The sequence below is a fragment of the Solibacillus sp. FSL H8-0523 genome (assembly GCF_038051985.1).
In the GTDB taxonomy this organism is placed as follows: Bacteria; Bacillota; Bacilli; order Bacillales_A; family Planococcaceae; genus Solibacillus.
Genome location: NZ_CP150291.1, coordinates 1,617,462 through 1,640,960 on the forward strand (window position 1 = coordinate 1,617,462; position 23,499 = coordinate 1,640,960).

Genomic DNA, 23,499 nt, shown 5'->3' on the forward strand with positions numbered 1-23,499 from the left:
TTACGTTGAGTCGCTAGAAAAGATTTATATTTAATTGGGAGGGGGAGGACTAGTTGCTGTCTGTAAATAATTTGTATTTATCGAGTTTATCAATGAAAACGAGGTATGATGGTTTAGTTAACCGACTATATTTACTTGCGGTTTCTCTATAATGCCCTTCATATGAATTCACATAATCCCTCATTGACTGTGCAAATAATTCATCATAATACAATACTTCTGAAAAACTTTTATTAATTTCAAAGTCTGCGTTTGCGGAAGGGGTAATATAAATTCCTTTAACAAACACATGATAATCTTCTATTGCGGCTACAAATTCAGCTTTAAATTCACTATCAGTGCGCAAAAGGCTATTTTCATTAAGTTGTTTTTGAAGTTCATTTATCTTAATTAAGCGAGGGTTTATCCCAGCAATATAACGCATAGATTCCTCAAACATATTAACTGAAACAGTGCCATTCGCAACGCTATCTGGGTACAAACTTAAATCAATGGATGATTCAGAATCGACACTAATCAAACTCATACCGTCACCCTCTAAGTTAAATTCTTCATCACAACTAACCAACAGTAGGGGGGTAGCTAATAATAATCCAATAAGTTTTGCTTTCAAATGTCCATCTCCTTTATTAAAAAAATATATATGTAAATATTAGTGTTAACATATTATATTTAATTTAATCAAAGATGATGCACAATTATTTAATTATAAAGCCATTTTCGACTAATGCATTTTTAAATGCATCTAACAATTCAGTTGGATTTTCTCTAATTGCTCTAGCTGCTTCACCAATAAAATCACGTTCCTCTGTCCACGGCCCAGGGCGAGTTTTCCAATTATTCTTAATACCATCAACGATTGTGTCGGTAATTAGTTTATTTTTTAATGTATCTTGCCCTTCAGTTAAATTCTCGAAAATGACATAAGCTTCACCATTCTCATTAATACCGAAATCAGTAATTCCCATATTCTGAATATCAGATAAACCACCATCATGTTCTCTGCGAACATACTCCTCAGTTTCAAAAGCACCGTATACCACATCATATACAGCTTGAGACATTGCCATAATTATGACAGACTCAACTTGTCTTGATCTACCTAAAATCTCTGGGAAAAGCATTGTCAGATATTTTTCTAAATCATCATATTTTGTAAATTTAGGCATCTGTTTTGCCCACTTGTTTCTGCATTAAAGGATGGAGCACCGTTTGAGCAGCTTCATTTCGAGTATGTTCTTCCAGCTCGGCAATTTGACCAGCCAATTGCGCAAAAGTTCCAATTCGTTCTAAGACTTTTGAAACTTCATTAGGATCAAACACATCGCTAAACATTGTTTCAAAAAGCCCAATAGCGACTAATTGATTAAAAATATTAACTTGCTTATCTAAAGTAGCAGGAATTTCGTCATATAAATTAGTCATGTACTTTAAAATTAAAAAGAAAATATATTGAATAAAGATTTCATCATCATCTTTAAAGAAATTAAGATTATTTTTTTTATCGAATTCGAGGTTACTGTAAGCTTCTTTCATAAGTGATTCAATGCGTGTATTATCAAATACTTTATAGTACTGAATATAAATATTTTCTTCCTCATTAATTACATGAATAGAAGGGGTCGTTACATCGTTATATTTCTTAGCAATATCTTTCAAGTTAATCTTTTTTTTGCGCTTTTTATTTTGTTTCATAAGTCTTCCTCCTTGTTTTCATTTACATCACTTTGTAAAGCAATGTTTATGTAAAAAAAAGAAGTTGAGAAATTAATCCCAACTTCTAAAAATTTATTTATGTTATTTAATTAAGTGCGTGGAACTTCAACTAATTCGCCCATTACAGTTGAACCTTGTGGAGCAAGGATTGCAAAAGTAACTTCTGGCGTAATAACTGAACCAGATTCAAGACTGAAACTGAAGTCTCCAGATGGCATTGCTTCATCAAAAACAAAATAGATGTCAGAATAAACTTCCGCTGTCTCTAGTGAGTAAGCAATAGTGTGTAATTCTACGCGATATTTTTTAGAGAATTTAGAAGCATCGAATTGAATACGATTACCTGTTACTTGTTCATAATATGAAACTGTAACTTTATCTCCCGCTGCATTAACGAAATCTGAAGGTAAAAGAATTTCACCAGTTGTAAACGTTGCAACTTCTTGCTCACCATCAACATTTGTAACGCGCACTGTATTATTGATTGGTGTTCCAGTAATTGTTACTTTAAATGAGCCAGGTGTTCCTGTAACTGCTGCTGCTTGCACTGTTTCAATTTTTGTAACTCTAACCGTTTCACCTTCTTCAACTTCTACACCTTGTTGCATTGCTAACCATTCTAAGTCAACCGTAGCTGAACGTAAATTTAAATCTAGTGCTTTATCAGTACGGATTTTAAAAATACGACCATTTCCGATACCAGCTCGTAAGTCTTCCTCTGAAATAGATCCTTGAAGCCCACTAAGTTGTAATTGAGCATAGATAGCAGTCTTACCAGTTTGTTTATCAATTACTACGCAATCCGCTACGTCTTGCATTACTAATTTAGCCATTTATTTTCCTCCTAAAATTAATTTCTTTTTACATAAAAAAAACATGTCCAATTAGAACATGCTTCCAAATTTCTTATCAAAACTATCTTTTTCAATCACATGTGATTCCCGTTCATAAAGATTTAAATGTTTATTCCAGGATTCAATTTTTACTTTTTCACTAACTGTTGCAAATAAAGTGGAAGTTTGATAATCGAATATTGCGCCCATACGATAATAAGTCGCATACACTTGATATACCGTCATTTCACAAACATCTTTAAATGAATTTGTTGTACCAGCTACTATTGAAGAAACTATATCTGTAAAAGATGATTCGCCACTTGTTTGTTGCTTATAGCTTCGGCTCATTTCAATACCCCTCTGTATTTCGGGATTAGGGGAAACCATTTCTTCACTAAGTAAATTCATTTCCATAATGAGTTGCCTATATTGCACAAATAAATTTTCATCACTTAGAATTATTTCTGCGGGATCTTCAATTTCTGGTTTGGGGGATATTAATAAAGTGAAAAATTTTTTATAAATTTCAAATAGGGAAGGTTCGCTTTTCACTAAATCGAACAGCGTGAGTTGCTTTATGCTTTCAAGTAAATTCAGAGCATTTTCGTCCTTTTCATCAATATGCTTTTTATATTGATAATACAGATGAAGTATATTTTGAGTTATTAAACTTAGTGAAGTAATATTCACTAAATACTCTTTATAAGTTAAAAATCTAACTTCTCCAATTAATGTTTTTACAGGTTCACCAAATATATATAAGTCTTTTTCATCCATGTTTTATGGCCACCTCACTTTTTACTTGAGGTATATTCATAAAGATGGTCATACCGTCTATATTGTATTGGCGCAACCCTAGCATTGCCAGCTACATAGTCAAGGTGTCCAATCATACCCTTTAAGTTTTCTAATACAATTAGTTCATTAATTCGATCTGAAATCCAGATTGAGCGCATGTCAACTTCATAGTCTTCATGAGTATAAATAGTAATTGTAATTTCTTGAGTAGCTAAGAGATAGTTACTGTAAACCGCTCTGCGCCTGCCCGTAGAAATATAAAGCCGACATAAAGGCAATTCCTCTAAGTCATTCACTTTTTCCACAAGCATAATTCTTTGATCTATAATGTCCCAATAGTTATTCATGTTTTTCACGCTGGGGAGAGTAGAACTTAATGGATCTACTCCAGTTGTGCGTTTAGGTAAATACCAAAGCAAACGCAGCAATTCTTCATCGTTAATTAAAATTTGATAAACGCTATCGATTGCTTCACGCATAGTCCCTTTTTCAATTGCCATTAGAATTCACCTCACGTTTCGCGTTGCAATCTTATATCAACATATCCAACTTCATTAATCACTTTCTCATAAGAAATTGTAGTCACTTTATACTGAGCATTGCGAAGAGTAATAATATAATTGATTTTTGGAATTTGTTGCGGATTATAAGGTAGTTTAATCATCATTGCACCATCTGGAAGGGGAATAGCGGAGTTATCAACAATGCTATAAATCTTTGTTGACATGACGCATGGAATTCGAAATACAGTAGGCGCTGTTGACTCATAAATAGGGCGCTTAAATTCATCGTACCCAATTATAATTTTTGTTGCTTCTTTGGTTAACACAAACGTCTCATTGCAAAGCTCTACATACAATTGAGGATAAAGATCGTACTTTTTACAGTCTGTAGCCAAATAAATTGAATCATCATGGTACACATAGTCTCCAACATTTAAAACTGTTTCTGGCAAAAATAAGATGAGTCTTTTATAAAAAGTCTCTATATCAGATATAATTACTGAATGATAATCAAGATTAGAATTCAAGCGAACTTTAGAAAGAGTAGGGGAGTTTAAAAAATCATTAATTATTTTTCTTTTTGATGCTTGATAAACTGCATCTTGCATACTAGAGCCTGACGCGTTAATTCTATTGCGGTAAGCATCGTATTCACCCATAATCATTCTCCTTTCAGTTCGCTTATTTGCCTATCTATCATATTGGTAATTTTAAATGTTTCTTTTTTTATTTTTTTATGTTGCTCAATCAAAACTTCTTCTTTTAGCTGCTCTAAAATTGCTAATGTTCTATCATGCCAAACTTGACTAGGTAAATTGCCGATAATCTTTTTAAGCCCTTTAATTTCTGTGCAAATGCTGTCAATGTAATCAACTAAATGCTCATTTTTCTCTTCATATAGAGGTAGTATTTTCCACACAAGAGGAATAAGCGTCATTAGATATTGAAGGTACTCATATTTTGAAAGCTGACTCATTCTAAAATTTCCTTTATGCGATGAATGTTATAAGAGTATCTTGACATGAGCACATTAGCTTCACCAGCGACTTTATTTTTCATTTCGATTAGGGCTTTAATTTGATTGGCATTGGAATACATACGATACTCTTTTGAATTAAGATTTTGTTTTAATAAATCTTCTTTAATTAGGTGTGTATCTAAATAAATTGAGAGCATAAATTTTGAAAGGATTAATTTTTCGATGTGGTTTAATTCAACATTAAATTGTTGGAGTTCCAGATCAAAATCAGTTAAATCATGTGAGCAATTTGAAAAATATCCTATAGCGCCTAGCAGCCATAACTGCAAGTTTGCTTCTAGTTGATCGTTAGTAAATGACTCAAGACTATAATCTGTAATTTGGGATAAAAAGAGGGGATATATCTTATTAAAAGGTGTAGCCATTGCATAACACCCGCTTTCTTATTCAATAATTTTGACATCAAGACATTTTTCAATTATCTCAATGATGCGAATATCGAATAATGTTCGATTCATATATTTTTGTTTAGCAATAGAAATAACAGTCTCACGCATTACAACAGGCATTTTTGGAAGTGTCTCTTCAAGACGTTGAGGATTAGAAAATAACTCTTCGACACTATGCTTATCTAGCACACTTTCATATAGTTTTGTGTAATTTAATTCCGCAACTGCATCTTCATTTAAGATGATAATAAAGGCATCTTCGATATGACGCTTTTGTGAGCTAGAACGCATTGCTTGCAATTCACCGAATGGAATCTGCGCAGTATCACCGTACTCTTCTAGTTCAAAAGAATATCCAGAGCGACCAATGTAACCGTACCTACCAGTTGTGTTATTCATAACAGTAATTTTATTATTAGCAGTCAGTGGAACTTTTGGTTGTTTAATTGTTTTTTCGATAGAATTGTTTACTTGGTTTTCAGTTGGAATATCTACACTTTTTGAAGCTGCTGTCTTGCGGCCAGTTGTCTTGCTTGTTGTATTTTTTTCCGTCATAATTTAAAATCCTCCTTGAAATCAATGAGGGCGAATCAACGCCCCCTTGTTTTGCTTTTATTTATTTTAAAAATTTACTTATATAATATTAAACAGTAAAGCGAACGATACCGAATTTATTAGTTAGTGATAAACCAACGCCTGCTTTTTGGATTAAGTAGTGCTCAATAGATAAGTCGCCTTGAATATTTTGCACATCTTCAACAATTGCAGTACCTTCAGTTACAATTTTTACAATCTTATCTGAAGTATTCGGTAAAATTAATAAATCAGTATTTGATAAATTAAACTCATTTGAGTTAGGTTTGAAAGATTGAGTTAATGCTACTGTATCGTAACCACGGAAAGTACCTACATAGCCAAGAGCGTTATATCCATCTTTTGTATCATTGCCTGCGTATGCTGGTTGAATTGGAGCTAAAGCAGCTTTTGTACCAACAACGATTGCAGAACCATATAATGCTTCAACGGCTTGAAGAACACGTAATAATTCTGTTTCAGAGAATGTACCAGAATATTTAAATAAAGCATCGATGCTATTATAAGAGCCATAGATTGCAGCATTTACAGATTCAGCAATTTTCTTTTCATATGATTTTGCAACTTTTTCTACAAGTTTAGCCCAGTCGATTCGCTTAGATAAGAAGCGGTAGAATTCATCGTAAATTGCTACTCCATAAGTAGCTAAGTCAACAGTCATTTTGCCATTTGTTACGCGTTGTTTACGTAAATTTGCAGTACCATCGGCAATAACTGATACATCAAATAACGCTGGATTCTCTACGTCAAATACAATAGCGTCACCCCAGGCAACATTGCGCACTTCAGCAAAACGTCCCATAGTTTCTTCAAGACGATCATTAATGATTGGTGAAATAGTTTCTTGGATAATTTGAAAAATCACATACTTGTTTTGACGGTATACATCATAAGTAATTTCATCTGTACCAATTTTCTCTAAGAATGCAGAGCGTAATACGTCATTTGCATCTGCTTTTGAAAAGTTTCCATTTACTTGACCTTTAGATAAGTCAAGAGCTAATTTAATTAGTTCATTCATTTCCTAATTCCTCCTATATATTAAAAAAATTTATTTTTGTTAGACAGTTAGTACACGTAATAAAGCCATATCACGTTGGTCATAATCAAACTTAGTTAATGCTTCAACCACGAAAGTAGTACGAGAATCTACATTTACTGAATAACCATAATCAGCATTTCCTGTTACTACTGCGCCCACTACTGGAGCTGCCGTAAACATAGAGCGTTCAACTTGGAATTTATCTCCGACAGTAAGGTGATAAGCACGAGCTGCCTCGCCTGATTGAATAAAAATATCTAATTGATCTAAAGACTCATCAGCTTTCACTTCTGGAACGGCAACTAATAATAATTCTTTATCTTTAGCTGGCGCTACTGCGTTCATTAATTCACGCTCTCCAGCCACAGGTGTACCTAAAGCAACTAAAGAACCATTTAATAGTCCATTTGCAACTAGAACAGATTCGATGTTACCGTTTGATTTCGCTTGCAGTTTATCTAAATTTACTTTTGTCATTATTTTTTTCCTCCTAAAAATTTTCTTATTTATTGTATTTCTCGAAAAGGCCGCCATACGGAGTAGGGACTACGTTTTCTTCTTTTGATAAAGGTAAAGCAACTTTATTTACTTCTGCATTTGGAATATTTGAAACTACTGAAAAATTCTTCTTACCATAGATCGCAAATAATTTATCTTCTACGTCTTGGATTTCCGCATCTTTCATTGCCTCAAAGACATTCGTAAATTCTTCTTCTGATAATTTATCAGCAAATTTTGCTTTAATATCTAACTCTTCACGTTGACGCTTGTAAGCGCGTAGTTCATCGAGTTGAAGCTCATTTGCTAATTTTTCTGCTTCAATACGTTCAAAATTTGAAGCGAAAGATGTTGCAGCACCTTCAAACGGCACATACTCAATCTTCACTTTTACAGACTCTTCGAATTTAATTTCAACGTTATCGCCAGTCATAGCGTAAGGCGCTTGATAAAGTTGATAACCATCTTTGATATTTTCAAAAATTACTAATGTATCCGTATAATCTACGTACCAATAGCTGCGACACTTATCACCCCAATGATCAATATGATCTTCTTTACTTAAAGCGGCTCTAATTTGCTGCTTCATTTGTTCACCAGAAAGAGCGAACTCTTGAATCGGCTCATTAACAACAGGCTCATTAGATTCAAGCTCTGTATCGGGCGTAACCTCTTCATTTACTGGCTCAAGTTCAAACTCTGTGTTTGTAGAAACTACTTCATCTTGCACTTCTTCTTCAAGATTAGTATTTACATCTAATTCGTTATTGTCTTCCATTTCTGTACCTCCTTCTTGAGAAAATAGCGTGTAGAATTCTTGCATCTTTTTCTCAATAGTATTTTGTAGAGCTTCTTGTTTAGAAAACTCGATCTCTACTGTAGAATTTTGCATTGCTGGAAGAACATCTTCTCCGAGTAAGCAAGCGCCAAAAAATTCAAATGTCTCAAATTGGAAAACTCCATCTTTATCAAATGTGCCAGAGTACTTATCCGACAACTCCATTGATTGACTTGTAATACCTTTTTGTTTCATGATGTTAGTTGGCTCATCCCACTTAGTCCACATTAATGCGTCCACTACTAAATATTCTTTTTCTTCACCTGAATCTGTGACACGCATTTCCCAACGGGCGTTATTCGCTTCGGGAATCACCCCTACAGCAGAACCTAAATATTTCAAATTAATTTCGCCTTCTTCATTACGATGAAGAACTAAACGATGGTCGCTAAAATCCTGTTCTCCTACTGAATTTTCTTCTATAAAAGCTAAGATTGGTGTGTTTGCTAAAGTAGGAATTGCGTTTTCGACAACTTCTTTACTGAAGCTTGAGCCATTAAAATTAATTCCTGTGTGCATTAGCCAAATCTTCACTTTCAAGAATCTAGCGTCATCTTTTTCATATTGTTTAATGTTTTGAAAGATCGCTGGTAGCTTAGTGTTTACTTTTTTTTCTGTCACTGTATCACCACCTTTCATAGAAAGAAGTTAATTAGTTTTAATTAGTTTTAATTAGTTTTAATTGGTTTTAATTAGTTTTAATTGGTTTTAATCTTCTAAGTTATCAATATCAACTTGTCGGCTATCTGATCTTTCATCTTCAGAAGTTTGTGGTCTTCCAACTCCTGTATTGCTACCATCTGTTTGAGTATGAGAAGAAGTTAAAGGAATAAATAAATCTTGAAGTTTAAAAATTTCGTTCTCTAGTTTTGTCTTATTTAATATTTCAATAGGAGATAACCCCAACGAGGCAACCATTTCCATTTTTACGGGAGCGCCAAATTGCGCTGCTCTTAAATAGCGATCAAACACTTCTTTACGACTGAAATTTGTTGTATCAATAAATTTGATGTAAAACTTCAAGTTCCCAGATTGTTTTTTTAGTTTCCGATTAATCCATCGCTCAATTTGATTCAGCGTGTTATACAAAAGGTTTTCATCGGCCATGATACTTTTACTAATACCAACGGACGTATTTTTATCTGAATTAAACAGATATTGAGAAATAGCAGAATCCGTATAAACTTCGCGCTGCGCTTGCGCAATTGTATCCATATCGCTAATGTTTTTTTCCATCTTAATAGGAGATAATTCCATTGGAGAAGTAGCTACACCGACACCATCGGGAACAGCAGAAGATAATTGATTATGGAAAAGCATGGCTGTCTCTAAACTTATTTTAAAAACGTCAATGTCTGAAGTTTTATCGTCTATTGGGATTTGTTGAGATAGTAATAGGAAGTTATCCATTTTAGCTTTAGATTTTTTGATTTTTTTATAATCGTCTAAATCAAAGATGGACTCAAATACAGTATTAAAAGGGGGAAGAGCGTAGTCAGTAACATCATCATTAATTTTGATACAAATTGTTTTGTTTGAATCTAATTCAAGCCATTTATTTGATTGTTTGTTTAAGGTGTAAACTAGGTGCTTCACTTTAAACTCTTCTGGAAATAGTTCTAACTCAGTGGGATACTTATCAAAATAACTAAAATCAAATGCAAAGTTAAATACACCATCTTCAATAGATGATATTTGACAATAATCTGCATTCAACCGTTGAATAAAATAAGAATCTTTTGACTCATGTTCATACCCGTAAAAAACATCTTCTTTAAAACTTACTTTTAAAACTTTACTCATCTCATGTTTTAAATTTAATTTATCTACGTATTGAGCAGATTTTTCATATGCTTTAGTAATTTTATCTGCGTTAAACTTTAAAGGGATGTCAACAATATTTAATGTATAATCGTAGGTTGGTAACGTAGCAAAATGTCGTACAATCTGACGATATTGGGATGAAACATTATAAAGATAATTCGATAACTGACGTAGCTGTTTTTCGTATTTAGCGGGATTTTGTAAATATTCTGCAACCATTTTAGAGTCGAATCTAGCCAGTGCAGTAGGAGTAGGGGATAAGGCTTTATTAAGATTTTTTGTGTTCATCTTGCGAATTGCGGTAGCAAACTGTCCTAAAAGCGCCTGTTTCTTTGATTCCACATCTTCTTCGTTAATCTTCTGATTTACCAATTCTTTTGACATGTGCATCCTCCTTTCTAGTAAAGTTTAGGTTTTTTATACATAAATAATTGAGCGGGTTTAAATTCTTGCTTTGTTTTTCTGTTTTTTGGTTCAAGATAATGGCTAACAAAGTAATTTAGATAGCTTAATGAGCTATATCTATCCTTACGTGCTGAACCAATTTCTTTCAATGATACTTCGCCTTGATCGTTGTAAGTTGCTTCAAGATTAATTGTTTCATTAATAAGTAAGCTTGTTTGAATAAAAGGCATTTTAAATTTAATTTTTATATCTTCGGGCAAGCTTTTATAGCCCTTTAATGTCTCTAAAATTTCCTCCGCATCATTCTCATGCAGCATCAGTTTTAGTTTTTTATTCCGCAAAGAATTTTTCATCGTAACAGCAATTTTACTGTTTAGCTTGGATGTACCTTGTATAGAGTAAATAGCTTTTTGTGCATTTGGGTAAACGCAACGCTTCGCTAATTCGTCATCATTCATACATTTCAATGGAGGATATTCTTGGCCGTTTCGCGGGTCAATTTGTCCTTGTCCTAAAACGTCTAATAAAAATATTCCAGCATTTAATGTATCAAGTACAAGATAGTCTGCCGCAAATTCATTGAAAAGTTGATTAATTCGTAGTGACTGCTCACTTACGATTCCACCATCAAATGTTTCTGAATAAACAACATGACGCTCATAACCATCCACAGTAGGAATTAATCGCACACAAAAAATAGCCGTAGCATCGTTTGCGCTACCGCCTTTTGTTGCAATATCGGCCGAAATAATTCTTATTTCTCCTGTTTCTTTTTTTGCATATGGTTTCTTATCATTAATATAATCAGCAATTTCAGAAGGGTAGAACGCTTTAGCTACTCGTCTATTTTTATTAAGGTCTTCAAAACTAAAGTATGACTTTTCATTTTCTCCAAACCATAAGGCTTGCATTTCCATTTCCCATCCAATTGCGTCAAAGTCTGCTTCTGACATTTCATCTAGTACTTGCTCTTTCATAAGCAGTCGCTCTTTAATTGCTAGTTGATAGGGGAGACTACAAATAAAATACTTTTTACCTTCAATCATAGATTTAAAATAAGTTTGCGCTCTATCCCACGACCAATGTGATTTATAGTAGCAAGAACTTAAATAGATTTCTTTATTACGCTCTTGTAAATGCTCATATTCTGGGTATGCATGATAGCCTGCTTGTCGAGGAGTTGTTAAGAACTTTCTTAAAACTTTTGTAATAATCGGTAAATCCACTTGACGAAACTCATCAATAAGAATTACATGTGCTCGCGCAGAACGTGCATTGTCATTTGAAGTAACAACCATTATGCTTGAGCCATTATGAAACAAACAGCCTGGGCTATTTACACCTAGCTTCAAGTCTAAAATTTCTCGCCTTAAATTAGGGGAGTTAATCATAATTTGTTCTATCTTTTTGAGTACACTGGTGGCTTGACCTTTAGTTCCAGACGCAATTACTACAATAGTTCCAGGATACAAAATGCACCGACAAACAGCATAAACAGCAGACAAAAAACTTTTCCCTTGACCACGCGAGGCGAGGTACATGAAATAGTTATTAGTTTGCATTGCGAAAATCAGTAATACTTGAAATAATTTCAGTTGAATACCTAAATAATCTCTTGCAAATATATCCATTCTGAATCTGTACCAAGATGCCCAAATAGCAATACCGCTCATCATCTTTTCTGATTTCGACTGTACAGTTCTATGATTTCGACCAGTATCAAATATATTCATACCTCTAGTCGATTTATTTCGATTAACTTGAAAATTTTTAAATCCCGTCATTTAGATCACCTTCATTATCTAAGTCATCTAATAGTTCTTCAGAGGAGACGGTGTATTGATCCAATTCAGCATAATACTCTTCTTCATTTTTATTCTCAATTCCAAGCATTCGCATTAAGTGTCCCGTGAACCAAACAGACAGATATTTTCCGACTTTATCAGTAGATTTCCATTGCTCTTCATCTGGAATTGGTCTTGTTTCTTCCCATTTTTTTACGAGTGTTCCAAATGTCTCTTGTTCAACGCTTTGAGCGCCAGTCTCTTGCATTGGCTTTAGATTAGATGAACCAAGTAGATCTTGATACGTCTTTAATTCGTTCTTTACATCTTTGCCAGCAGCACGTTTTTTACGAATATCAAGTTGAGTTAAACAAATTTCACGAATTAGATTTTCCATTGATTTTCCCGAAATATCATATTGCGAACCGAATTCAGCAAATTCACCACTTAGCCAAATAAAGTCCGTTTCCGTATAACCTTCGCCCCAAAAATCCACAGCATTTTGATATTCTTGCACAGTTAATTTAGTAGGCTTTATTTTTTTTGTTATATTACTAATATCAGTTAAAGCAACTAACGAGTCTGAATCGGTAAATCCCACGTTTTTATATTGCATCATTGAATTGACCATACGAACGTAATCCCGTACATCACCTTTAAAAAGGTTTTGATAGAAGGGCTTATTAATAATGCGTAATAATCCAAGCAATCCTTCATGTCCATTTTCATCGACAATTTGTAGTACACAAGCCTTACAAATATGCATCTTTCCAGATGGGAAAAACATTATATCTGCATTGTAATAATCATTTAATACTTTAGGTAAATTACATAATTCACATATTTTTTTTGTTGGTTTTTCTTTTTGTTTTTTTAGTTGTACCATATAAAGCTACTCCTTCTCTGTATCAAAGAGGGGTGTTGTTTAATTGAATTAAAAAAAGACTCTCCGCAGAAAGTCCTTAATAATTCAACTAATTTAATAATTCATCAACAATCCCATATTTGATACCTTCATCATCTGCAAACATAAACCATTCAATATCAGCTTTTTCATCATATAATTCTTCTGAAATGGTTGTGTTTTCTAGGATGAATTTTTTAATTCGTTGATCTAATTTATCGTAGAAAGCCATTGTTGACTTCACTTTATTACTTGTTCCATGCGCACCCAATGAACCATCGTGGATTAATAAAACTGTATTAGGATATGCTAGGCGAACGTGTCCACTCATTAAGAGTAAAATTCCCATTGAGGCTGCACAACCAACAGCTATTGTCATTACTTTTGTTTTACTTGCTATTACCGCATCAATTGCAGCGAATCCCGCAACCGTATCGCCACCATTACTTGTAATAAAGATTCTAATTGGTTGACGCTCATCGCCAACTAAACCAGCCTTATCATCTTCTTCATTCCATTTAATAATCCAATAAACAATAGTATTTACGATATTTGAGTCCACTTCATCATTAAATAGAATTTTGCGTTGGTGATAAGCTTCCCACATCTGATAATCTTCCATTTTTGCAGGAAAGTCTAAAGTTAAATATTCGTCACTTAATCCAAAAAAATTTGGTTTTTTTTCGCTCATATAATTTTCCTCCTAAGTATTGAGTAGAGGATAGCGGATAGAGATTGTCTATCATTTCCGTAATCGTTAGCTTTTAAGCCAGTTTTGAAACTTCTCATTTAAATTGTGTATCTTAATTATTCCAACTACGTAAATTAAGAAAATAATATCTTTGATTCGTTCAATGATGGAATGTAAGAAATTCATTTATATCATCCTGTATTATAAAATTTTACTTATGGGGCTTCGGTCGGTCTAGGCATCACTGTGTTGTTTCTTTTGTTTGAAAATTTATATAGAACGTAGCTTTACGCCCATGTTCATTTAGCCACAATAATTTTTGGTGAGGCTTGCTTGTCCAACGAGCATCTTTCGCATAATCATCCGTACCGCCAAATGAGCCGTTAACAACTAAGTCAACACCATGATATTCATTTTCAAAGTTTTTATGGTAATGGCCGAGGAATACGGCAGTAGGGAAAATCCGTGTCATCATTGTTAAATCTTGAACTACTTTACCAAGTCCATCTAAGTGACCATGAACCGCGAAGTAGTGATTGCCAAGAATCTCAGCAACAATAATTTCACTATCTAGTTGATTATCGTGAAAGACAATATTTTGGTGAGCGTGAAGGCGAGCTTTCATATACCATACGATGAAGTTATGAAAACTTTCTGTACGAACCTCTTCTTCTTTACGTGAAGCTGCTCGATCATGATTACCTTTAACATTATAGTAATGAACCTTTTCAAAATTATTACTAAGAACAGAAAGTAGTTCTGATAAAGCTTCTGCAATTTTCTGAGTCGATTCTACTGCATTTTCTGTTTCTGAAAGCTTTGTCATTCGATGAATGATACCGCTAATAGCATCACCTAATTCAAAAACATGAATTTCACTAGCGCCCGTTAATTTTTGATGCTCTAACACATCTTGAGTCAACTGATTCAAACGCAGATAAAAAATATTGTCATTGTATTTATTCCAATAATTATTAGTTACCATGCCTTTGTGCAAGTCGCTTAATAGTAGTGCCAATACTCCATTAGTATTGTTTTTTGGGGAAGGGGAGAGCCATTCAAGAGGTTTTTTATTATTAATGTCGTCTTTGATTGAATCCAACATTTTTTTTAGTAAGTGGTCTAAACGTCCTTCATGACGTAGATATTGTTTATATTCACGCTTTTGATCTTGAAATTGAATTTTAGCTAGTTCTATATCTTTCTTTTTCGCTTCTAATTCCAGCAACAATTGATTATCAAGTGTGCCAGCAGCAGCTTGCTCCTGTTCGGCTAACATTTCTCTCCAGGCGTATGAAAGTTTTCTCAAATGGTCAGAACTACAGCTTAGTTCCAATAACTCCACTAATTCAAGCCAATCTAAATCCAACTCTTTATTTAACTTTGCCATACATAATCGGATTTTATATTGAAAATCAGATTCATCTTGTTTGCGGTTAATAATTGAGTGATTTAGATTTTCATTTATCATCGATCACATCAATCTCATTTTCTTCTTTAATTGAAAAACTAACGTTTTTTTTATTAAAAGCTTCTAATTCTTTAAAAAAGTCATATGTCAATTCATCATCTTTTGTAAATGAAGTTAAAGTAGCTTTTCCCGCTTCCCAATCAATTTCAAGAAAGCCTTTGCCGCTTGTTTGATTCACATGTTTCATTTAGTAATCTCCTTTTGCTCCGTCATTTTAATTTCTTCAGTTTCCTTGATTGTGACAAATTTATTATTAAAACGTTCATATCCAACACCATAAAACTCCTCAAAAGTTTTAGGTTGCGGCCCACTATATTGAGGAGCAAACGTTTGTTTATTTTTTCGTGCTTCTTTTCTTCGTTCATATCGGGTTAACACTCAACCATCTCCTTAAACTCACTTCTTGTAATCTCAAATTAAATCAAATTAAAACAACTTATTCTCATTTCAAACTACAATTAAATGCTAACTAATCAGCTAGGCGGCTTCCAATGAAGTCAAGTAAACAAACACTTCTTCATCCGTAATTCCTAGATTTTATAAAACTTTACTAATTGAATTTTCAATACTGATAATTAAGAACTTTAATACTTGAACACTAAACACTGAACATTTAACGTTGAACTTTCATACTATTTGTCAGTACCCAACATCCACTTGTTGTGTAATATAGTTATATTTTAAAGGTTCGCACCTCATAAATTATAGTAAGAGCATAACGCTGCTCTATAGGCGTGTTTAGTTATATTGGAATTCAATTAATTAGCAAATTGGTTATACAAATAGATTAATCAATTTCTAAATAGGTGATAGCATTAGAGGTAGACAATACTAAATCAACTTCCGCTTCAAAATTATCAATATACAGTTCTAGGTTGTTAATGATTTTTTTAATATCAATAGGATCAACTAATGAAGCACTATGAGATTCTAAGAAATTGCTACGTAAACTTTCAGCTTCAGAAGCTTTACTTTTATCATTACCGAGGAAAGTCTGTACCATCATGTCTGCACGTTGCATAACGTCCAAATTATGTTTATCAACAAGTTTGATTGAAGCAGCTAATTGACGTTGATAGCTAAATAGGAGAGCTTTGTCATATTCAATGGAATTTTTACGTTCAATTGCTTCGGCAACAGTCATTGTTTCTCCAGCAATCGTAACGCCTGTTGTTGCATTAGAAACTACAATTGCACTTTTAATAACATTTCGGCGCTTGATTAGATCAGTGACCGATTGTTGACTAGCCTTAATTGTTGCATTCACTTCGTCAATATTCTTAAATAATTTTGGAACATCCTTACCTTGCTTAATCGATACAAATAAAGCGTTATTCGTTGCCTTCTCAATACGTTTGTCCAACAATTTTAACTCAACCAGTGCCCCAGCGATTGATAATGACATAAGTTTAATCCGCTCCTTTTTTTCGATTGGTACTCGTACTAATTAGACAAAGCTTTTGCCTTTACGAAAGGCACTTTGAACTTCTTTAGCACGTTCTAAACCTTCAGCCGATAGCTCAAAAATGGCTACTTTAATTTTACCGTTTTCTTGATATTCAATGGAATGATACTCGGCCGCTTTAACATATTCGACTTTTTTATTTAGCTTGTTAACCACGGTTTTATAGTAGGGGAATAAATCCACTACTGCGTATCGTAAGCCATACATTGTTTTAATTTTACGAATGTGTAGCAAATTAGCGCCTCCTTGTAGCTCGTTTTATTTACGTAATGTCATTAATTCTGCACGTTCTGCGATAGGGGAGCGATAAATAGTCTGAAGTTCAACTTCACCATAATAATCTAAACCTCTGAATACTTCACTTGCTGCTCGCATTCCGTTATTGACACCTTCAAATGCTTTATCATCCAACTGCGTTGAATTATCGCCTTCGATAATAAGCTTGCAATCTATACCAGTACGTTGAATCGCTAATTTCATTAATTCACGCGATGTGTTTTGTCCTTCTGTGATGAGAATAATTGCATTCATTCCCGTACTATCAAAGCCGCGAATATCGCTCATTGGTAAAATTACTAATTCTTCTGTGAGCAACATTGCTGTTACTTGATCGTAACTGCCCATTTTAGCAGCCAGAATATTTCCGATAGAGGAATCTAATAATTTTGTTTTTAAATCACCTTTAACTAATCCATGATAATAAGCACCATAAGTCGGCACAGCATTTGAAAAGACTATGATTTTGCTGTACTTTCCAGCCTGCAACTGCTGCATTGCATACGCTAAAGCAATTTGTGTTTTTGCTACACCTGCGCGCCCACGGAACATTACAAACTGATTTGTTAAAACTGCATCAATTGCACATGCTTGATACAAGTCACGCGCTTTAAATTCACCAAGTCGCAATGACTTCAAAGCTTTACTTTTGATACTGATATAATATTCACCGTTATATTTCAATGCCTGGTAAGGTTCTTTTGTAAAGGGATCTTTAATAATTAAATATTCATTAACTAATAAATCGAATTCATTCTTATCAATTCGAGTATCATGAAAATCTTGAAATTCCTTCGGGGTCATTTCAACTTCTTTAAATCCTTTATAATCCGACTCATAGCTTTCAAAACCTTCGTTGAGTTCAATTGTTTCAATGCCAAAAGCTTTTGCTTTAAGTAGGAGCAAGATGTCATTTGTAAGGAGGGTGTAATTAGGGTTTTCCACAAGACAAGCGATAATCCGATTGTCTACATAGGTGTTTTCGAATGCTTCACCTAAAATTTGCTCTGCATCATAATCTACAAGATCAAAATATAAATCATTTTGATTTTCTTTAATATGTCTGACAGCTTCACGCGCTCTATAAGCTAATTCTTCATTTCTTGAAGTTTTTAGTTTATCCAATTCTCGCAACACGCTACCGAGGACAACTTTTTTGAAGCCTTTAATATTATCTAAGTTAGAAATAAAAGCATTTGTATCAACTAAGCAGTATTTATCGACCATAGTTCATATCTCCATATCAAAAACAAAGAGTGCAAAAAGCCATTTGAAACATTCCAGAGACTACAAACAGTGCGGTCAATTTCATGTTGTTATTGTGAGAGGATAGAGTTTTACACTCTTTGTTCACTTTTTTATTTTACGAGGGTAAAAATATTTATCGGGGGATATTTAAAAATTTACTTATGTTAATGACTATTAAATTCATCTGTATCATGTAATCCAAGACTTATTTTTTCTTCAATACTTGAATCTGAAAAGTTAATGTATCGTGCTTTTTCGGCTACTTTTTTGTGTCCTTTAGTAGTCCATCGAACACCTTTATTCATTTCCATTTCATCATTTTTTGAGAGTAACGCTTTATCGTGCTTGCCTCTTTGATTGGGCATCTTGCTGAGATAAAAACTAATTTTATCCATGATGTGTACTGTATTTAAATCGTTCCAAGTGTAGCGAAAGTATTCTTCAACAGTCATTTTCATATTGTCAAACACTAGCTCCGTCTTTAAAAAGTAATTAATTTCGGCTAATCTTTCTTCTGGCTCGATTAGATCGGAGAATAAAAATGACTCGCCATTTGAAAATTTCAATTTCATAAAATAACTCCTCTAAAACCATTCATATCTTTGGGAGGGGATTTACCTACGTTTTTCCGTGTGAACGCTGTTTTCGCATTTACGACAGTAGGATTTGCAACCATCTTTGTTTCGCGCGTCTTGGCCGAAAAACTCATCAATTGCGGGGAATTTATTTTTACATTTGGAGCAATCCTTTAGTTTTAGGTTAAGCGTATGGTGATAAATCGTCATTCGCCAGTTCCATAAATTTTGTTTTACGATTTCTTTGCAAATAGTATTAAGGCGCTTCCGAATGTTTTCATTTGATTTTAAACCTAGTTTTTCTGCAATTTCTTTATAGCTGTAACCGTGCTCATAGAGCTTAATGATTTGCAATTGAGATTCATTAAAAGCACATTGATTAATAATTTGGTCTAACGATGCATAAGTAGATAATAGCTCGGTATTTATACCTTGTACTTCTCCAGCTACATCATACGTATTGTTCATTTCACTATATAAATAGTTGTCGTATTTATATCTAAACTCAATTAAGAGGCGTACTACATTAATATCTGAAAACGTGAGGTTTTTATAAAAAAGCCCTTTACTTTCTAAGTCAATTTTAACGCTGCCCAATTCAAAACCTCCATGTAACACTAGCGACTTGTTGTGCGGGGAACTACTTAATAATGCGGGGGGGAGGAAACTATTATATTTCCTATACTTTTATTATCTTCTTAAAATTGAGATTTTTAAACAGTAAAAAAAAATAAATTTTTATTTATGTTAATAAAAATAAAAAATTGAAATATAACCGACATTAAGTTGTTTAGCGTTGTATTTTAAACAAAGGGGTTATTTGATGGGAGATAATACAATAATGGAGTACGAAGTAGAAGTGTGGATTGAAAAAGAGGTTTTTTATAATAATGATACGCTACATGGAATTTACGCTTGCAATCCAGTCAATTACGATAAGCGATTTATAAGAACTTCTTTTGGCAGTATTGCAATTCAAGGTCAAACACATCGCTTAATACAAGACGGAAAATACAAAATGAAGCTTGAAGGGCCGCATAATCATAAAAAATATGGCATCTTTTATAAGATATTAGCTGTTGAATCCGAGAAATTAGAAACGGCCAACGCTCAAGAACAATTTTTAAAAGTTATTATTACCGAAAACCAACTCAGTGCCTTAAAAGCTGCTTATCCACATGAAAAGCTAGTTGACTTTATATTGGCAGACAAAGTAAACACCGCAATGACAAAAGGAATTAAGGCTGAATCACTTAAAACTATTAAAGCGAGAATCAAAGCCAACTTATCTCTGGCAGAACTAATTACAGTGCTAAATCAATTGGACATTTCCACAAACCGACTTACTAAAATCCTACAGCATTTTGGCCGTTCCGCAATGTTAGCCCTTGAAACAATTGAAAATGATATATACGAGCTTTGTAATATTAAATCGTTTGGGTTTAAAACGGTAGATGAAATGGCATTAAAAAGAGGTGACGATCCTAACAGTAAAGAAAGGATTGAGGCTTGTCTTGTCTACTACATTAAAAAGGATATTGATACGGGGCATAGCTGGTCAATCAAAAGCGAAATCTTAGATGTAGTCTCTGAAACACTTGGCTTATCAAAAGGGATAGTAGAAAGTACGCTCATTAATATGTCTTCAAATAAAATTTTTCAAAACGATATTCAAGTTGCTCTAACACACACAAGGCAAATTGAAAAAATGATACTTCAACATCTGCTGCGCATACATCAAAGCTATATACCGCCCGACATTAGTGTTATCGCATCTCGCTTAAATCAAACTGAGATGGCGCAGGGGTTTAAATTTACTGAGGAGCAACGGAAAGTTATTATTGAAGGCTCACAGCATGGCGTAATAATTTTAAATGGTTTGGCTGGAGCAGGAAAAACGGCAACCGTTAAAGGGATAATTGACTCTTTAGATAAAGTGAATTATATGACCGCTGCTCTTAGCGGAAAAGCAGTAAACATCTTATCTCAGCGCAATATAGAGGCATCTACCATTCACCGAATGCTTGGTTTTATAGGTGGGAAATTTGAACACAACGAGACTGACCCTTTATCCTATCAAGTCATAGTTTTGGATGAAATGTCAATGAATGATGCACTTTTAGTCTATAGTGTGGTAAGCGCAATTCGAACTGGCGCGAAGCTAATTCTTGTTGGCGATAGTGGTCAATTGCCTGCGATTGGCTTTGGTGATGTTTTACGGGATCTACTTGCTACAAATTTATTTCCTAAATATGAATTAACACAAGTACACCGACAAGCTGCAAAAAGTGGTATTTTAATGTTAGCAAACAGTATTCGTAAGGGAATACAACCACTTTCCTACAACGAAGCAAATATAGTAGAATATGGAGAAGCCAACGATCAAACACTGTTTGCTTACCGCGATAAAAAAGAAATTCTCAGTGGAATTATTGAGATTGCGGAATCATATAAAGAAAAAATAAAAGCGCCTGAAGATCACTTTGATTTTCAAGTCATTGTGTCTAATAAAGAGCGAGGCGAATTGAGCGTTAAAAATTTGAATATTCGTTTGCAAGAAGTGTTCAATGGGGGAAATAAACCGTCTATTAAGACTAGTGCCTATGAATTTAAAGAGGGAGATAAAATCATTACGAAAGGCAATGTGTATAATAAGCTTAAATTCCCAAGCACCAATAAATATTTTGAAGTATTGAATTTCGTTAATTTTACAGATATAAATCAAGTTTTAACATATGAGCAACAAAGAATTATAAAACCGTATGTATTTGATTTATTCAATGGGACGTTAGGCTATATCGACAAGATTGCTCGCAACGGAAGCGATACTGTTATTTTTATCCGTTTAGAAGGTCATGAAGGGGTAATTGCTTTAGATGTTGCAGAACTAGATAAAATCGACATGGCCTATGCTGCGACTGTTCACCGATTACAAGGAAGTTCAATTAAAAATGTTGTATTTGCTTTAGACTTTGGTTCATATAAGTTATTAAGTAAACAACTGGTGTATACGGCATTAACCCGTGCTTCCGAAAAAGGGAAAGCTTTAGTAGAAACCAATGCGCTCCACACCGCAATTAAAACCGATGCCAGCAACAGTCGTAGAACATTTTTACAAGAATTTATTAACGAAATGACATAAATAAAAAATGATAAAGAGGTAGTGATTATGAAAATTGAGAACTTAAAAGAAAACATGGTTTTCAAAAACTATAAGGAACTTTGCGTCTTTTTAGGAATAAAGATTGCAGGCGGCAATTCTAAGCAAGCGCAGCTAAATGAACTCGCTCGTCATTGCTCCTTAGAAAGAGAAGGCCATTCATTTCGAATTAAGGAAGTATACGCAGCACCAATAAAAGACAAAGCAAGCAAAGGGCGAAAAGGATTCTATAGTGAGCTATTGCAAGCTTTAGTAATGGATTATTTAGTTACACGAAATATATCGGAAATTTGTACAACACGTAACAACCTTTTATGTAAAGTAGAGATGATGCAGGAAAACTTTATTTATGATGAAAAAAAAGTAAAACTAATGCAAGCAGAAATGAACATTCCAGAGGGGATATTTTTGGACTTTTTTAATACTACAAACAAGACTTTTAAAAATGCGTTTGAGGTCGTATTAAAAAACTTGTTGCAAAAGGAATTAATCCATTATGAAAAAGTAATCATGCTTGCGTACCGAACCGAGAATAATTCCAAGTTATTGTATAGAGAGATTACACCTCAAGAGCGACATGTTATCCAGCAATTGCAACACCAGGTACAAGAACAGTTTGGATATGCAAACATGAGAGACTTAATCCTTAGTAAATCGCGGTCAAAAAAATTCTCACAACAAGTCAGGAGCTTATACAATAAACAACATGCTAATTCTGAATGTATTTTGCAGTTCACATACAGTGCGTATAAAATTACTTTAAATAACCAACTGGAAGAAGAAAAACGCTTAACATATGTGATTCAAGATCCTTCCCGAAAGGAATCTTTACAGAACCAGTTGAATCAATTGCTATGTGAGCAGTTGCGTAAGAATGCGGAGAAGCGTCATCAAGAAGCTTTGGTCGCTGACAAGACGGATTACATTACAGAGGCAAGGCGCAGCGCACAATATGTAGCCGACAATGAAGAACTCATTACACGATTAATTACACTAAAGACTGCATCGCAAGCAACTTTAAAGACGAATTGAAATGATTGAATGACAGCGAATCAAAATTTGAACGTAATAACTGTTAGCGGTAATAATATATATATATATAATAATAATAATAATTGCCCGTTAATATGTTCAAATTTTAAATTCGTTGCTCTCTTTGAGAATTTTGGTTTCGGTTTAGCCGTAGCGCTACTGCGTAGCACTCCAACTAAACCGAAACCAAAATTCTTGTCTAAACGATTTTTAGGTGGCGCGAAGCCAGTCGTATCAAGGGTTTGAGACGTTTTTTGGGATTTTTCTTTTTTTAAGCGTTCGCAAAAAACTATGCGTTTACCAAAAATGGCCTGTCACCAGTTTTACCGATTTTTGAATCAAATAAGCACATAGAGGAGAGTGAGGAACACAGATGAAAGTATTACGGTAGCCGAAGGTTTTTATGAGGTA

At 33.9% G+C, this 23,499-nt stretch carries 27 protein-coding genes; 2 read left to right on the top strand and 25 right to left on the bottom strand.

The window, feature by feature from the left end:
- Positions 1-49: 49 nt before the first annotated feature.
- The 25 genes from NSQ62_RS07775 to NSQ62_RS07895 form a co-directional block, all read right to left on the bottom strand.
- Positions 50-613: a hypothetical protein gene (locus tag NSQ62_RS07775; protein WP_341323361.1), complete on the bottom strand. Its 564-nt coding sequence runs from the start codon at positions 611-613 to the stop codon at positions 50-52.
- 85 nt (positions 614-698) lie between these two features.
- Positions 699-1,169 (bottom strand): hypothetical protein, encoded by a 471-nt coding sequence (locus tag NSQ62_RS07780; protein ID WP_341323362.1) that lies wholly within the window; start codon positions 1,167-1,169, stop codon positions 699-701.
- A complete protein-coding gene (locus tag NSQ62_RS07785; protein WP_341323363.1) occupies positions 1,162-1,695 on the bottom strand; it encodes a hypothetical protein in 534 nt (177 codons plus the stop codon). Before NSQ62_RS07785 ends, NSQ62_RS07780 begins: the two co-directional genes overlap by 8 nt.
- A gap of 110 nt (positions 1,696-1,805) precedes the next feature.
- Complete coding sequence (locus NSQ62_RS07790) at positions 1,806-2,549, bottom strand: hypothetical protein (protein WP_341323364.1); 744 nt, start codon at positions 2,547-2,549, stop codon at positions 1,806-1,808.
- Between the two features lie 51 nt (positions 2,550-2,600).
- The gene (locus NSQ62_RS07795) at positions 2,601-3,329 is read right to left on the bottom strand and encodes a hypothetical protein (protein ID WP_341323365.1); all 729 of its coding nucleotides are present in this window, start codon (positions 3,327-3,329) and stop codon (positions 2,601-2,603) included.
- Positions 3,330-3,343: 14 nt separating this feature from the next.
- Complete coding sequence (locus tag NSQ62_RS07800; protein ID WP_341323366.1) at positions 3,344-3,850, bottom strand: hypothetical protein; 507 nt, start codon at positions 3,848-3,850, stop codon at positions 3,344-3,346.
- A gap of 11 nt (positions 3,851-3,861) precedes the next feature.
- Positions 3,862-4,512 carry a hypothetical protein gene (locus NSQ62_RS07805; protein WP_341323367.1) on the bottom strand — a complete coding sequence of 217 codons (651 nt, stop codon included), beginning with the start codon at positions 4,510-4,512 and terminating at the stop codon, positions 3,862-3,864.
- A 2-nt stretch (positions 4,513-4,514) separates the two neighbouring features.
- Positions 4,515-4,829 (bottom strand): hypothetical protein, encoded by a 315-nt coding sequence (locus tag NSQ62_RS07810; RefSeq protein WP_341323368.1) that lies wholly within the window; start codon positions 4,827-4,829, stop codon positions 4,515-4,517.
- Entirely contained in the window at positions 4,826-5,257 is a 432-nt protein-coding gene (locus NSQ62_RS07815; RefSeq protein WP_341323369.1) for a hypothetical protein, read from the bottom strand. Before NSQ62_RS07815 ends, NSQ62_RS07810 begins: the two co-directional genes overlap by 4 nt.
- An 18-nt stretch (positions 5,258-5,275) precedes the next feature.
- Positions 5,276-5,836 carry a hypothetical protein gene (locus NSQ62_RS07820; protein ID WP_341323370.1) on the bottom strand — a complete coding sequence of 187 codons (561 nt, stop codon included), beginning with the start codon at positions 5,834-5,836 and terminating at the stop codon, positions 5,276-5,278.
- A gap of 88 nt (positions 5,837-5,924) precedes the next feature.
- Positions 5,925-6,896: a hypothetical protein gene (locus NSQ62_RS07825; RefSeq protein WP_341323371.1), complete on the bottom strand. Its 972-nt coding sequence runs from the start codon at positions 6,894-6,896 to the stop codon at positions 5,925-5,927.
- 39 nt (positions 6,897-6,935) lie between these two features.
- Positions 6,936-7,394 carry a hypothetical protein gene (locus NSQ62_RS07830; protein ID WP_341323372.1) on the bottom strand — a complete coding sequence of 153 codons (459 nt, stop codon included), beginning with the start codon at positions 7,392-7,394 and terminating at the stop codon, positions 6,936-6,938.
- A gap of 25 nt (positions 7,395-7,419) precedes the next feature.
- Complete coding sequence (locus NSQ62_RS07835) at positions 7,420-8,874, bottom strand: hypothetical protein (protein ID WP_341323373.1); 1,455 nt, start codon at positions 8,872-8,874, stop codon at positions 7,420-7,422.
- 87 nt (positions 8,875-8,961) lie between these two features.
- The gene (locus NSQ62_RS07840; protein WP_341323374.1) at positions 8,962-10,461 is read right to left on the bottom strand and encodes a hypothetical protein; all 1,500 of its coding nucleotides are present in this window, start codon (positions 10,459-10,461) and stop codon (positions 8,962-8,964) included.
- A gap of 14 nt (positions 10,462-10,475) precedes the next feature.
- Entirely contained in the window at positions 10,476-12,266 is a 1,791-nt protein-coding gene (locus NSQ62_RS07845; RefSeq protein WP_341323375.1) for a terminase family protein, read from the bottom strand.
- Entirely contained in the window at positions 12,253-13,152 is a 900-nt protein-coding gene (locus NSQ62_RS07850) for a hypothetical protein (protein WP_341323376.1), read from the bottom strand. The genes NSQ62_RS07845 and NSQ62_RS07850 overlap by 14 nt, the downstream gene beginning before the upstream one ends.
- Positions 13,153-13,240: 88 nt before the next feature.
- The gene (locus NSQ62_RS07855) at positions 13,241-13,861 is read right to left on the bottom strand and encodes an ATP-dependent Clp protease proteolytic subunit (protein ID WP_341323377.1); all 621 of its coding nucleotides are present in this window, start codon (positions 13,859-13,861) and stop codon (positions 13,241-13,243) included.
- A 241-nt stretch (positions 13,862-14,102) separates the two neighbouring features.
- Positions 14,103-15,332 carry a hypothetical protein gene (locus NSQ62_RS07860; protein ID WP_341323378.1) on the bottom strand — a complete coding sequence of 410 codons (1,230 nt, stop codon included), beginning with the start codon at positions 15,330-15,332 and terminating at the stop codon, positions 14,103-14,105.
- On the bottom strand, positions 15,322-15,519 hold the full coding sequence (locus tag NSQ62_RS07865; protein ID WP_341323379.1) for a YonK family protein: 198 nt from the start codon (positions 15,517-15,519) through the stop codon (positions 15,322-15,324). Before NSQ62_RS07865 ends, NSQ62_RS07860 begins: the two co-directional genes overlap by 11 nt.
- The gene (locus NSQ62_RS07870; RefSeq protein WP_341323380.1) at positions 15,516-15,710 is read right to left on the bottom strand and encodes a hypothetical protein; all 195 of its coding nucleotides are present in this window, start codon (positions 15,708-15,710) and stop codon (positions 15,516-15,518) included. The genes NSQ62_RS07865 and NSQ62_RS07870 overlap by 4 nt, the downstream gene beginning before the upstream one ends.
- A 409-nt stretch (positions 15,711-16,119) precedes the next feature.
- A complete protein-coding gene (locus tag NSQ62_RS07875; protein WP_341323381.1) occupies positions 16,120-16,737 on the bottom strand; it encodes a hypothetical protein in 618 nt (205 codons plus the stop codon).
- A 42-nt stretch (positions 16,738-16,779) separates the two neighbouring features.
- Positions 16,780-17,031, bottom strand: a complete 252-nt coding sequence (locus NSQ62_RS07880) for a hypothetical protein (protein WP_341323382.1) — start codon at positions 17,029-17,031, stop codon at positions 16,780-16,782.
- Between the two features lie 24 nt (positions 17,032-17,055).
- A complete protein-coding gene (locus NSQ62_RS07885) occupies positions 17,056-18,300 on the bottom strand; it encodes a PhoH family protein (protein ID WP_341323383.1) in 1,245 nt (414 codons plus the stop codon).
- A 185-nt stretch (positions 18,301-18,485) separates the two neighbouring features.
- Positions 18,486-18,893 carry a hypothetical protein gene (locus NSQ62_RS07890; protein ID WP_341323384.1) on the bottom strand — a complete coding sequence of 136 codons (408 nt, stop codon included), beginning with the start codon at positions 18,891-18,893 and terminating at the stop codon, positions 18,486-18,488.
- 42 nt (positions 18,894-18,935) lie between these two features.
- The gene (locus tag NSQ62_RS07895) at positions 18,936-19,493 is read right to left on the bottom strand and encodes a hypothetical protein (RefSeq protein WP_341323385.1); all 558 of its coding nucleotides are present in this window, start codon (positions 19,491-19,493) and stop codon (positions 18,936-18,938) included.
- A 226-nt stretch (positions 19,494-19,719) separates the two neighbouring features.
- Between NSQ62_RS07895 and NSQ62_RS07900 the strand changes: the two genes are divergently transcribed.
- Positions 19,720-22,038: an AAA family ATPase gene (locus NSQ62_RS07900; protein WP_341323386.1), complete on the top strand. Its 2,319-nt coding sequence runs from the start codon at positions 19,720-19,722 to the stop codon at positions 22,036-22,038.
- A 27-nt stretch (positions 22,039-22,065) separates the two neighbouring features.
- Entirely contained in the window at positions 22,066-23,088 is a 1,023-nt protein-coding gene (locus NSQ62_RS07905) for a hypothetical protein (RefSeq protein WP_341323387.1), read from the top strand.
- The last annotated feature ends 411 nt before the right edge of the window (positions 23,089-23,499 follow it).

Bases quoted from the DNA above. Each gene is read 5' to 3' on its own strand.
- NSQ62_RS07805 (WP_341323367.1), bottom strand. From the start codon at position 4,512: ATGGGTGAATACGATGCTTACCGCAATAGAATTAACGCGTCAGGCTCT.
- NSQ62_RS07815 (WP_341323369.1), bottom strand. From the start codon at position 5,257: ATGGCTACACCTTTTAATAAGATATATCCCCTCTTTTTATCCCAAATT.
- NSQ62_RS07780 (WP_341323362.1), bottom strand. From the start codon at position 1,169: ATGCCTAAATTTACAAAATATGATGATTTAGAAAAATATCTGACAATG.
- NSQ62_RS07855 (WP_341323377.1), bottom strand. From the start codon at position 13,861: ATGAGCGAAAAAAAACCAAATTTTTTTGGATTAAGTGACGAATATTTA.
- NSQ62_RS07790 (WP_341323364.1), bottom strand. From the start codon at position 2,549: ATGGCTAAATTAGTAATGCAAGACGTAGCGGATTGCGTAGTAATTGAT.
- NSQ62_RS07825 (WP_341323371.1), bottom strand. From the start codon at position 6,896: ATGAATGAACTAATTAAATTAGCTCTTGACTTATCTAAAGGTCAAGTA.
- NSQ62_RS07865 (WP_341323379.1), bottom strand. From the start codon at position 15,519: ATGAAACATGTGAATCAAACAAGCGGCAAAGGCTTTCTTGAAATTGAT.
- NSQ62_RS07800 (WP_341323366.1), bottom strand. From the start codon at position 3,850: ATGGCAATTGAAAAAGGGACTATGCGTGAAGCAATCGATAGCGTTTAT.
- NSQ62_RS07830 (WP_341323372.1), bottom strand. From the start codon at position 7,394: ATGACAAAAGTAAATTTAGATAAACTGCAAGCGAAATCAAACGGTAAC.
- NSQ62_RS07820 (WP_341323370.1), bottom strand. From the start codon at position 5,836: ATGACGGAAAAAAATACAACAAGCAAGACAACTGGCCGCAAGACAGCA.
- NSQ62_RS07905 (WP_341323387.1), top strand. From the start codon at position 22,066: ATGAAAATTGAGAACTTAAAAGAAAACATGGTTTTCAAAAACTATAAG.
- NSQ62_RS07860 (WP_341323378.1), bottom strand. From the start codon at position 15,332: ATGATAAATGAAAATCTAAATCACTCAATTATTAACCGCAAACAAGAT.
- NSQ62_RS07795 (WP_341323365.1), bottom strand. From the start codon at position 3,329: ATGGATGAAAAAGACTTATATATATTTGGTGAACCTGTAAAAACATTA.
- NSQ62_RS07890 (WP_341323384.1), bottom strand. From the start codon at position 18,893: ATGAAATTGAAATTTTCAAATGGCGAGTCATTTTTATTCTCCGATCTA.
- NSQ62_RS07900 (WP_341323386.1), top strand. From the start codon at position 19,720: ATGGGAGATAATACAATAATGGAGTACGAAGTAGAAGTGTGGATTGAA.
- NSQ62_RS07845 (WP_341323375.1), bottom strand. From the start codon at position 12,266: ATGACGGGATTTAAAAATTTTCAAGTTAATCGAAATAAATCGACTAGA.
- NSQ62_RS07875 (WP_341323381.1), bottom strand. From the start codon at position 16,737: ATGTCATTATCAATCGCTGGGGCACTGGTTGAGTTAAAATTGTTGGAC.
- NSQ62_RS07840 (WP_341323374.1), bottom strand. From the start codon at position 10,461: ATGTCAAAAGAATTGGTAAATCAGAAGATTAACGAAGAAGATGTGGAA.
- NSQ62_RS07810 (WP_341323368.1), bottom strand. From the start codon at position 4,829: ATGAGTCAGCTTTCAAAATATGAGTACCTTCAATATCTAATGACGCTT.
- NSQ62_RS07885 (WP_341323383.1), bottom strand. From the start codon at position 18,300: ATGGTCGATAAATACTGCTTAGTTGATACAAATGCTTTTATTTCTAAC.
- NSQ62_RS07850 (WP_341323376.1), bottom strand. From the start codon at position 13,152: ATGGTACAACTAAAAAAACAAAAAGAAAAACCAACAAAAAAAATATGT.
- NSQ62_RS07785 (WP_341323363.1), bottom strand. From the start codon at position 1,695: ATGAAACAAAATAAAAAGCGCAAAAAAAAGATTAACTTGAAAGATATT.